Annotated in this window: 11 protein-coding genes; 10 read left to right on the top strand and 1 reads right to left on the bottom strand. The window is 43.6% G+C overall.

Translation table 11 applies throughout. From position 1 onward, the window contains the following. Positions 1 to 356 precede the first annotated feature (356 nt). Genes ftsB through rpoS form a run of 8 tightly spaced genes read left to right on the top strand, consistent with a single transcriptional unit; the run spans position 357 to position 6,082 of the window. Positions 357 to 647, top strand: coding sequence for a cell division protein FtsB (gene ftsB, locus K1M91_RS16855; protein ID WP_232803430.1), 291 nt, complete (start codon positions 357 to 359; stop codon positions 645 to 647). Further along, positions 640 to 1,332: a 2-C-methyl-D-erythritol 4-phosphate cytidylyltransferase gene (ispD, locus tag K1M91_RS16850; protein ID WP_232803429.1), complete on the top strand. Its 693-nt coding sequence runs from the start codon at positions 640 to 642 to the stop codon at positions 1,330 to 1,332. Before ftsB ends, ispD begins: the two co-directional genes overlap by 8 nt. A gap of 9 nt (positions 1,333 to 1,341) precedes the next feature. Further along, a complete protein-coding gene (gene ispF, locus K1M91_RS16845) occupies positions 1,342 to 1,821 on the top strand; it encodes a 2-C-methyl-D-erythritol 2,4-cyclodiphosphate synthase (RefSeq protein ID WP_232803428.1) in 480 nt (159 codons plus the stop codon). Continuing rightward, positions 1,818 to 2,855 (top strand): tRNA pseudouridine(13) synthase TruD, encoded by a 1,038-nt coding sequence (locus K1M91_RS16840; RefSeq protein ID WP_232803427.1) that lies wholly within the window; start codon positions 1,818 to 1,820, stop codon positions 2,853 to 2,855. Before ispF ends, K1M91_RS16840 begins: the two co-directional genes overlap by 4 nt. Further along, positions 2,836 to 3,582: a 5'/3'-nucleotidase SurE gene (surE, locus tag K1M91_RS16835; protein ID WP_232803426.1), complete on the top strand. Its 747-nt coding sequence runs from the start codon at positions 2,836 to 2,838 to the stop codon at positions 3,580 to 3,582. Before K1M91_RS16840 ends, surE begins: the two co-directional genes overlap by 20 nt. After that, a complete protein-coding gene (locus tag K1M91_RS16830) occupies positions 3,576 to 4,208 on the top strand; it encodes a protein-L-isoaspartate(D-aspartate) O-methyltransferase (protein WP_232803425.1) in 633 nt (210 codons plus the stop codon). Before surE ends, K1M91_RS16830 begins: the two co-directional genes overlap by 7 nt. Beyond that, complete coding sequence (locus tag K1M91_RS16825) at positions 4,205 to 5,074, top strand: peptidoglycan DD-metalloendopeptidase family protein (protein ID WP_232803424.1); 870 nt, start codon at positions 4,205 to 4,207, stop codon at positions 5,072 to 5,074. Before K1M91_RS16830 ends, K1M91_RS16825 begins: the two co-directional genes overlap by 4 nt. 45 nt (positions 5,075 to 5,119) lie before the next feature. Next, positions 5,120 to 6,082: an RNA polymerase sigma factor RpoS gene (gene rpoS, locus K1M91_RS16820; RefSeq protein WP_232803423.1), complete on the top strand. Its 963-nt coding sequence runs from the start codon at positions 5,120 to 5,122 to the stop codon at positions 6,080 to 6,082. 152 nt (positions 6,083 to 6,234) lie between these two features. On the opposite strand, the gene mutS is transcribed toward rpoS, so the two are convergent. Further along, positions 6,235 to 8,802, bottom strand: a complete 2,568-nt coding sequence (gene mutS / locus K1M91_RS16815) for a DNA mismatch repair protein MutS (protein WP_232803422.1) — start codon at positions 8,800 to 8,802, stop codon at positions 6,235 to 6,237. A gap of 261 nt (positions 8,803 to 9,063) precedes the next feature. Here mutS and recA point away from each other — a divergent pair, with 261 nt between their 5' ends. Next, positions 9,064 to 10,122 carry a recombinase RecA gene (gene recA / locus K1M91_RS16810; RefSeq protein ID WP_232803421.1) on the top strand — a complete coding sequence of 353 codons (1,059 nt, stop codon included), beginning with the start codon at positions 9,064 to 9,066 and terminating at the stop codon, positions 10,120 to 10,122. Further along, entirely contained in the window at positions 10,103 to 10,570 is a 468-nt protein-coding gene (recX, locus tag K1M91_RS16805; protein WP_232803420.1) for a recombination regulator RecX, read from the top strand. The genes recA and recX overlap by 20 nt, the downstream gene beginning before the upstream one ends. Positions 10,571 to 10,705: the final 135 nt, after the last annotated feature.

Here is a 10,705-nt window from a genome sequence, read left to right as displayed (position 1 = left end):
TTAAAGAAGTTAAAGGTCAGTAATTCTGTGAGGTGCTTTTAATAAGCACCTCCTTAGCTTCAGTCTTAAAGAAGTTATAGGTCAGTAATTCTGTGAGGTGCTTTTAATAAGCACCTCTTTAGCTTCAGTCTTAAAGAAGTTAAAGGTCAGTAATTTTGTTAGGTGTTTTACCAGCATCACTGAGCTTTAAACCTTAAGATTAGAAATCCTCACTTCGGTGGGGATTTTTTTTGCCTGTGGAATAGTTGTCGACTTCAGAAATTACGTGCGCAATAGCTGATTTAAAGGCTTTTATGTGGGAAACTAACTGCCTTAAAATAAATATGTACCTAATAGCGGGTTTTAACAAAATATTTATGCGATTTTTCACACTCCTTTTATGCATCTCATTAGCATTATTGCAATACCACCTTTGGCGTGGCAAAAATGGTTTGGCTGATTACACTCGGCTTTCAGCTGAAGTTGCGCAACAAGAGATAGATAACGACATTCTGCGTAAACGAAATAAGCGTATGTTTGCAGATATTGCCGATTTGAAACAAGGGACCGAGTCAGTTGAAGAGCGCGCTCGAAATGAATTAGGCCTTATTAAAGAAGGCGAAATGTTCTTTCGTATTTTACCAAAAGAAAAGCAAATAAATGATTAAGCAAACTTATGCGGCAATTTTACCCGCCGCAGGCATAGGCAGTAGAATGCAGTCGGTGTTGCCTAAGCAATACTTACCGTTAGCTGGTAAAACAGTTATTGAACATAGTTTATCTCACTTAATTCAGCACTCGGCGATAAGTGAGGTTGTGGTGGTATTAGCCGAAAATGACTGTTGGTTTAGGCAGCTGGAAGTGGCTAAGCATCCTAAAATAACCTTAGCGCCAGGTGGGGCAGAGCGCTGTGACTCAGTGTTAAGTGGTTTGCATGCGATAAAAAAAGCAGAATGGGTACTCGTTCATGATGCTGCTCGACCTTGTTTGACCCACTCGGATATAGATTTATTAATAGAGCATATTGAAACGTATCATCAGGGCGCTATTTTAGGCACTCAAGTGCGTGACACCATGAAGCGTAGTGATGCTAATGGCAATATTATAGGCACCGTTGATCGAGAGCATTTATGGCATGCGTTAACGCCGCAAGCGTTTTCCGTACAGCAATTGCGCCTTGCTTTAGAATCAGCTTTGCTGCAAGGCGTTAATATTACAGATGAGGCTTCTGCCATTGAGCTCAGCGGTGCAGCCTGCTCCATTTTGCCCGGGCGCGCGGATAATTTAAAAGTGACGCGTCCTGAAGATATGGCAATGGCAGAACTTTTTTTAACTCAATCTCTCTCTCTATAAGGGCTTTCCATGGTACGAATTGGACATGGTTTTGATGTACATAAATTTGGTGGCGATGGCCCCGTAATTATTGGTGGTGTAGCAGTACCTTACGAGCAAGGGTTAGTCGCTCACTCGGATGGTGATGTGGCTTTGCATGCGGTAACCGATGCTTTACTTGGCGCGCTCGCCCTTGGCGATATTGGTCGTCACTTTCCTGATACGGATGCTGAATTTAAGGGTATTGATAGCCGAATTTTGTTGCGTGATGTGTTTAATAAAGTAAAACAAATGGGGTATCAGATTGGCAATCTTGATGTCACTATTATTGCTCAAGCCCCTAAAATGGCCCCTCATATCGATAGCATGCGTGTTTGTCTAGCACAGGATTTAGAAGCTGAGTTATCACAAGTTAATGTGAAAGCGACAACATCAGAAAAGTTAGGTTTTACAGGGCGAAAAGAAGGCATTGCTTGCCATTGTGTGGTGCTATTGGTGAAAGTCTTATGAGCGTTGAAATGAACTGGAGCTATCTCTACGGCAAGCCGGAAATTAATGCACAATTTAAGGCCGAAGTTGAAGATTTTGTGGTTACAGAAAACCTTGGCTTTGCGGCGACAGGGGACGGTGAACATGTATTTATTCGGTTGCAAAAGCGCAATGAAAACACCCAATTTGTTGCCAAGCAAATCGCCAAAATAGCCGGTCTGCCTGCCAAAATGGTGACTTACGCTGGTTTAAAAGATCGTCGTGGTGTTACCGAACAGACCTTTTCTGTACATATTCCTGGCTTAGTAACGCCGGACTTTAGTGAATTAAATAGTGATTTAGTGCAGATCCTGTCTATTACTCGCCACAACCGAAAGCTGAAAACCGGCGCCCTAGCAGGTAATGCTTTTACTATCCGCCTGCGCGATGTTTCAGATATAGCTGCCTTAACAGAGCGCTTGGAGCAAGTTAAGCAAGGGGTTCCGAATTACTTTGGTGAACAAAGATTTGGTTTTAACGGTGGTAACATTACCGCCGCAAAGGCAATGTTTAATGGCCGCAAGGTAAAAGATCGCTTTAAAAAAGGCATGTATTTATCAGCTGCGCGCAGCTATTTATTTAATAAAGTTGTGTCACAACGCATTAAGCAAGGCTTAGCGTTTACGGTTTTACCGGGTGATTGCTGTGGTCTGGTGGGAAGTCGGTCGTACTTTACCACGGATGCTGAAGATTCCACCTTAGCAGAGCGCTTAGCACAGCAAAATATAAAATTAACTGGCCCACTTTGGGGCAAAGGGGAGTTGGCTGCTAACCTTGATGCGCAAGTGTTTGAACTCGCGGCTTTGGCGGGTGAAGAAGAGCTAAAGCAGGGACTAGAAGCGAACGGCCTAAAACAAGAACGACGTGCTCTGTTTATTTTGCCAGAAGCTTTGACCTACCATGCTGAAGGCAATGATATGGTTGTGAGTTTTTATCTTGAGTCGGGTTGTTATGCAACCAGTGTGATCCGTGAACTAGTGGAAGTGCAGGAAAACCATGCGAATTTTAGTGAGTAATGATGATGGTGTGTTTGCACCCGGTATCGCCTGTTTGTCTGCTGCGTTAAATGATATCGCCCAAGTGACAACCGTTGCGCCCGAGCGTAATCATAGTGGGGCCAGTAATTCATTGACCCTAGAATCGCCATTGAGATTACGATTATTGAGTAATGGTTTTTATAGCGTTAATGGCACGCCAACAGACAGTGTGCATTTAGCTATCAATGAATTATTTGAACAAGAGCCTGATATTGTGATTGCAGGTATTAATGAAGGGGCCAATTTGGGTGACGATGTTATCTACTCTGGCACGGTTGCTGCTGCGACAGAAGGTCGATTTCTTGGATTACCTGCCTTGGCAGTGTCACTTGTGGGTGATAAGCATTACGAAACCGCGGCTCATTTTTGCAAAATAATCCTTGCTAAGCTGCAGCAGTTTGGTTTGAAAGAAGCTCAAGTGATCAACATAAATGTACCCGATATACCGATAAATGAGGTTAAAGGTATTAAGCTAACACGTTTAGGTAGTCGCCATCGCGCAGAGGCGGTGCTGAAACAACAAGACCCACGCGGAAAAGATATATTTTGGATTGGTCCACCAGGTAAAACGCAAGATGCCGGTGAGGGAACAGACTTTCATGCCATTAATAGTGGCTTTGTGTCTGTGACGCCTTTAACCATTGATCTAACACATCAGTCTGCATTAGTGAGAATGAAGCAACAATGGGGTGAGAGTAGATGCTAGAAGTTACCCCAGCAGGCTTAGCGTTAGCCAAAACGTTACAGATAATGGGAATAACCAATCAATCGGTTTTGGATGCCATGGCAAAGACACCTCGTCATTGGTTTGTTGATGAGGCTTTTTCCCACCAAGCTTGGGAGAATACTGCGTTGCCCATTGGACAAGGGCAAACGATTTCACAGCCTTATATTGTCGCCAAGATGACAGAGCTGTTATTAGAGTCTGCTCCCCAGCATATTTTAGAGGTGGGGACTGGCTCGGGCTATCAAACAACCGTCCTATCTCAGCTGGTTGACTCAGTTTGCACCATTGAGCGGATTAAAAATTTAAAATTTCAAGCTCGGCGTAAGTTAAACCGACTAGATTGCCATAATGTGTCATGTAAACACGGTGATGGTTGGCAAGGTTGGCAAAGCAAAGGGCCCTTTGATGCCATTATTGTTACCGCAGCTGCAAGCTCGGTACCTGAAGCATTATTAGGGCAATTGAAAGAGGGAGGGCGTTTAGTGATCCCGGTTGGAGATACAGAGCAAATGTTGAAGGTCATCACTCGTGATGAAACTGGGTTTGTTAGCCGAACCATCGAAATGGTGAGATTTGTTCCTTTAATTAATGGTGAGTTAGCTTGAGATTATTTTCTGTTTGCTTAGTGCGTCATTTACACATAGTCCTTGTGTGTGGCTGGGTATTATTCATTTCAGCTTGTAGTTCCAATCATTCACCTGCTCCTGTTAAAAATGCGGGCAAATACCAGCAGAAAAATTATGGTCAAATGTCACAACCTATATATAAGGTTAAGGCGGGAGATACACTGTTTGGTATTGCTTGGCGAGCAGGTAAAGATTACAAAGATATCGCCGCATACAACCGAATCAAGCCCCCTTATACTATCTTCGTCGGACAAAAGCTGAAAATTCCACCGGCAAAATATAAAACTACTGGAACCGGTTCCAGCAGCAATAAAAACCAGTTGGTTAGCAAAGTTCACGCCAAACCCGAAACAAAAACCGCTCAAAGCATAAATGAAAAAAATCAACAAAAAAAACTTGAACAGCAAAAAAGAAAAGAATACGCTGAAAAAAATAAGAACAAAAATGCAACAACTGACGTAGCAAGTAATAAGATTTCTAATTGGCAATGGCCAACCCAAGGGAAAATTCTTCAAGGCTTTTCCACTGCGGAATTAGGAAACAAAGGCATAGATATTGCCGGCAAGCGTAATCAGTCTGTTAAAGCATCTGCTGATGGCAAAGTTGTTTATGCCGGAAGCGCCTTAAGGGGATACGGTAAGTTAATTATCATCAAACATAATGACGATTATCTTAGCGCTTATGCTCATAATGATAAGTTGCTCGTTAAAGAGCAGCAAACGGTTAAAGTGGGCCAGCTCATAGCTGAAATGGGAAGTACAGGCACAACAGATGTCCGGCTTCATTTCGAAATTAGGTACCGCGGTAAGTCCGTAGATCCACTACGGTTTTTACCAAAAAAATAACCGTAGCAGTACACTTTGTACTGCAACTGTTAGGGAGAACACAGTATGAATCTCACTACACAAAAAGTAAAAGCAAAGACTGATAACTTAGACCTAGTTGATGATGAAGAGTTAATAGCTCTTGATGTTGAAGAAGAAATCGACGAAGAATTAATGGTCGCTTCAGAAGTTAAAAATCTTGATGCCACCCAACTTTACCTTGGTGAAATAGGCTTCTCGCCTTTGCTCACAGCGGAAGAAGAAGTTTATTACGCGCGACGAGCCCTGCGCGGTGATGAAGTTGCCCGCAAACGTATGATTGAAAGTAACCTGCGCTTAGTTGTGAAAATAGCCAGGCGTTACAACAATCGCGGTCTAGCCCTATTAGACTTAATCGAAGAGGGCAATTTAGGTTTAATTCGTGCTGTAGAAAAATTTGACCCTGAGCGCGGTTTCCGTTTTTCAACTTATGCTACTTGGTGGATACGACAAACCATTGAACGTGCCATCATGAACCAAACGCGTACTATCAGACTCCCTATTCACGTGGTGAAAGAGCTTAATGTTTACCTTCGTACTGCACGTGAGCTTGCCCATAGTCTCGATCATGAACCCACAGCCGAAGAGATTGCAGAAAAACTTGATCGTCCTGTTGAAGATGTCAATAAAATGCTGCGTTTGAATGAGCGGATTAGCTCTGTTGATACACCCATAGGTGGCGATTCAGACAAAGCACTACTCGATGTGATTGCTGATGAAAAAGCGGGTGGTCCAGAAGGATGTACGCAGGACGATGACATTAGCTCTAGCCTAGTGCATTGGCTAGAAGAGTTAAATGCGAAACAGCGTGAAGTATTGGCTCGTCGTTTTGGTTTGTTAGGTTACGAAGCCTCAACACTTGAAGATGTTGGTCGTGAAATAGGGCTCACTCGTGAACGAGTAAGACAAATTCAAGTAGAAGCATTGCGTCGTTTAAGAGACGTACTGACACAACAAGGCTTGAATATTGAAGCCTTGTTTCGTGAGTAACTCTAACTCGTTTTCTCATTGACGTTTTAGTTAAATGAAAAAGCCACAACGGAATGTTGTGGCTTTTTTGTTGCTATGAACTCGAACCTTGAATCTGTCAAGTCGAATGCTTTCGACGTCAACAATATTAAGGCTATTTCAAACCTCGCGCGTTATAACGCTTTTTTAAGTAGGTAGATAAGGTCTAGGGCTTGCCTAGGCGAAAGTTCATCTGGGTTTATCTGAGCAAGCTGAGTGACCGCTGGGTGCTCAGTTTCTACCGCAAATGGCAGGCTCGGTTGGCTAGGCGCAGATGTCGTGGGTGACTTTGGTTGATCCGCCTGTGTTTCGAGCTGATGCAGTTTTTGTTTTGCTTGCTTGATCACTTTTTGCGGCACTCCCGCAAGAGCGGCAACCTGTAAGCCATAGCTCTTACTGGCGGCTCCTTCTTGTACTGAATGCATAAATGCGATGCTGTCTTGGTGTTCAACCGCATCTAAATGCACATTTGCGAGTCCCTGCATCAGTTCTGGCAGCTGAGTGAGCTCAAAATAGTGGGTAGCAAATAAGGTAAAGGCCTTCGTAGTTTGCGCTAAGTGTTCGGCACATGCCCAAGCGAGGGACATACCGTCATATGTGCTGGTGCCGCGACCGATCTCATCCATTAATACCAAGCTGCTACTAGTAGCATTATGCAGAATGTTAGCGGTTTCAGTCATTTCTACCATGAAGGTCGAGCGGCCACTAGCTAAGTCATCACTGGCACCTATGCGCGTAAAAATTCTATCTACATTGCCAATAACCGCGCTGTCTGCCGGTACGTAACAGCCGATATGGGCCATTAATACAATTAAGGCTATTTGCCGCATATAGGTTGATTTACCGCCCATGTTGGGACCGGTAACAATCAACATGCGGCGATCTTTACTCAGTTCAACAGGATTAGCGATAAAAGGTTCATTGGTCACTTGTTCGACCACGGGGTGGCGGCCTGCGCTGATCCGTATCCCTGAGTCATGGCTTAGCGTCGGCTTTACATAGTGTAATGTTTCCGCTCGCTCGGCAAAATTGGCAAATACGTCCAGTTCAGATAGAGCGATGGCTGTTTTTTGTAACGCGCTTAAAAAAGGTAGCAGCAAATCGAGTAATTCGTCATAGAGCTTTTTCTCAAGTGCTAGTGCCTTACCTTGGCTCATGAGTACTTTGTCTTCGTAGGTTTTTAGCTCTGGAATGATATAGCGTTCGGTATTCTTTAACGTTTGACGACGTACGTAATGAGGTGGAACTTGCTCACTTTGGCTACGACTTACCTCAATATAATAGCCATGAACGCGGTTATAGCTTACTTTTAACGTAGCGATGCCTGTTTGCTGTTTTTCACGCTCTTCAAGCTCGGCTAAGTAATCGGTTGCCCCTTTAGATAAGCTGCGCCATTCATCCAGCTCTTCATGGTAGCCGGGCGCTATCACACCGCCATCTCGAATCAGTACCGGTGGGTTATCAATAATGGCACGCTGCAATAAGTCTGCTAACTCAGGGTAGTTACCAATGCGTTGACTGTGCGCGAGTAGCAATGGGCTATCAGAATCAGCTAATAGCTGGTTCAAATCGGGTAAAGTGGCAAACGCTGTTTTTAATTTAACCAGATCGCGAGGCCGCGCACTTTTTAATGCTAGGCGTGCGAGAACCCGCTCAATGTCGCCGATGTTTTTTAGAAGGTCGGCGGTTTCGCTATAAAGGGATAAATCTAATAGCTCTGTAATAACATCTTGCCTGTGCGCTAAAGTGTTTAGATTGCGGCTTGGTTGGTGGATCCAACGTTTAAGTAAACGGCTACCCATCGCGGTCGCGGTATTATCGAGCACTTGTGCGAGAGTATTATCAAAGCCGCCTGCTAGGTTTTGTGTCAGCTCTAAGTTACGACGTGTGGCAGCATCTAAAACGACTACATCTTGATTCTGCTCTAACGAAATCGAATTGATATGAGGTAATGCGGTGCGCTGGGTATCTTTTATGTATTGCAATAAACAACCTGCAGCACAGAGTGCAACATGGGCATCTTCAACACCAAAGCCCACTAGGTCTCGCGTTTCAAATTGTTGCGTCAATAGTCGCTTAGCTGTTTGTAGTTCAAACTCCCATTCTGGTCGACGACGGATCCCACGTCTTTGTTCGAACAATTGAATATATTGGAAGTCTTCTGGGTAAAGCAATTCAGCCGGATCGAGACGTTGTAGCTCTGCTTGTAGGGTCTCTTCTTTTTCAAATTGGTTGACAATGAAACGGCCACTAGTGATATCTAAAGTAGCGAGGCCAAAAGTTTGTTGCGATTGGTAAACACAGCTAATCAGGTTATCGCGATTATCTTCTAATAGCGCTTCATCACTTACGGTTCCGGGAGTGATGATACGAACAATTTTTCGCTCTACGGGGCCTTTGCTGGTGGCGGGATCGCCAACTTGCTCACAAATAGCTGCTGATTCGCCCATTTGTACCAGTTTTACCAAGTAACCTTCAACAGCATGATGAGGCACGCCTGCCATAGGGATCGGCTGTCCTGCTGTCTGGCCGCGTTTGGTTAATGATATGCCAAGTAAGCGAGAGGCTTTTTTCGCATCATCGAAAAACAGTTCGTAGAAATCACCCATACGATAAAACAGCAAAATTTCAGGCGCTTCTGCTTTTAATGCTAAATATTGCTGCATCATTGGCGTGTGTTGTGGGGTTGTTTTATTTGTCATAGTTTGGCCGTTCTCTGCTGTGTTACGTAGGGCAAGGCGCTAAGGATACTGGAATCAAACTCGTTCGCAAAGATACAGTGAAAGAGAAATAGATTTATCGACTAGTGATTTGTTAAGGTTGGCTGATGGTTATAGGTATTTAAAATATAGTTTCAGCAGAAGCCTGAATTTATATACAGTTAAAATTCCTCTTGATACTGTACGAAACCACAGTATACTAAAGCCAATTACTTCTAATTTTTACCCTGAGTGGAGTCGCAAATGGATTCAAATAAAGAAAAAGCGTTAGCAGCAGCATTAGGCCAAATAGAAAAGCAATTTGGTAAAGGTTCAATTATGCGCCTTGGTGATGGCGCTGCTGCGATGCTGGACATAGAATCTGTTTCAACAGGCTCTTTAGGCTTGGATGTCGCGTTGGGTATAGGTGGTTTGCCTTATGGCCGCGTGGTTGAAATTTATGGCCCAGAAAGCTCTGGTAAAACAACCCTAACACTGCAAGTAATTGCAGAAGCACAAAAACAGGGCAAAACATGTGCCTTTATTGACGCAGAGCATGCTTTAGATCCTATTTATGCGCGTAAGTTAGGTGTAAATGTAGATGAACTGCTTATTTCTCAGCCTGATACCGGTGAGCAAGCGTTAGAAATTTGTGACATGTTGGTGCGCTCTGGTGCCGTCAATGTGGTAGTGATTGACTCCGTTGCAGCATTAACCCCAAAAGCCGAAATTGAAGGTGACATGGGTGACTCGCACGTTGGTTTACAAGCGCGCCTGATGTCGCAAGCATTACGTAAACTAACAGGTAATATCAAGCAAACTAACTGTTTATGTATTTTCATTAACCAAATTCGGATGAAAATCGGGGTGATGTTCGGCTCACCAGAAACCACTACAGGTGGTAACGCTCTGAAATTTTATGCTTCTGTACGTCTAGATATCCGCCGGATCGGTGCGGTAAAAGAAGGCGATGAAGTGGTTGGTAATGAAACGCGCGTAAAAGTGGTTAAAAACAAAGTTTCACCTCCATTCAAGCAAGCTGAATTCCAAATCCTATATGGCGCGGGTATTAACATGCTAGCTGAAGTGATTGATTTAGGTGTGAAAGAAAAGTTAATCGAAAAAGCCGGTGCTTGGTTCTCTTATAAAGGTGATAAAATCGGTCAAGGTAAGGCGAATGCTTGTCGCTACTTAACTGAAAACCCACATATCGCACAAGAAATTGAAGGCTTATTGCGCGATGCTTTGTTACCTAAGCCTAAAGATGACTTGAAAGCAGCCTCCGTGACAGCTCAAGAAGAAGATGAAGCAGAGCTTGATTGATAATCAAACTGCTAGCTATAACCAAGTTTATCAATCCGCGATAAACTTGGTCTCTAGGCGAGAGCACTCTCGTCTAGAGCTGCAACAAAAACTGCAACAACGTAATTTCCCCTCTGCTCATATCAATCAAGTGATAACTTACTGTTGCGACAGTGATTATGTTAATGACCAACGTTTCACGCAAAGCTTTATCCGTATTAAAGCGGGCAAAGGTTTAGGTCTAAACAGAATTAAAATGGAATTGAAACAAAAAGGAATTGATAACGACTTAATTAGCTTGGCTTTAGATGAGTTAGATCTTGATTGGTTTGAATTAGCAAAAAGTTTGTATCAACGTAAATATCCCACTCCACAGCCAGATGACTATAAAAGTAGGCAAAAAAGGCAGCGATATCTCTATTATCGTGGCTTTGATAGTGAGCAAGTTCGTTATGCAACTAGCGATTAGCTGTATCAGGCTGCGCTGACGAATATTCGTTCAGACAGGAGCTGACTACTTTTCCTTGGTGTTTCACCGTGATATTCATGTTGAGTGTGCGCATTTAATTTTGTCAGTGGGGAGCGGTTGCTCAGCTTAGTCAGC

Origin of the sequence: Motilimonas sp. E26 (assembly GCF_021278025.1) — a bacterium.
Classification (GTDB): domain Bacteria; phylum Pseudomonadota; class Gammaproteobacteria; order Enterobacterales; family CBDFNC01; genus Motilimonas.
Note: the sequence above shows the minus strand (reverse complement) of the source record. Positions and strands in the feature narration are given on the sequence as shown.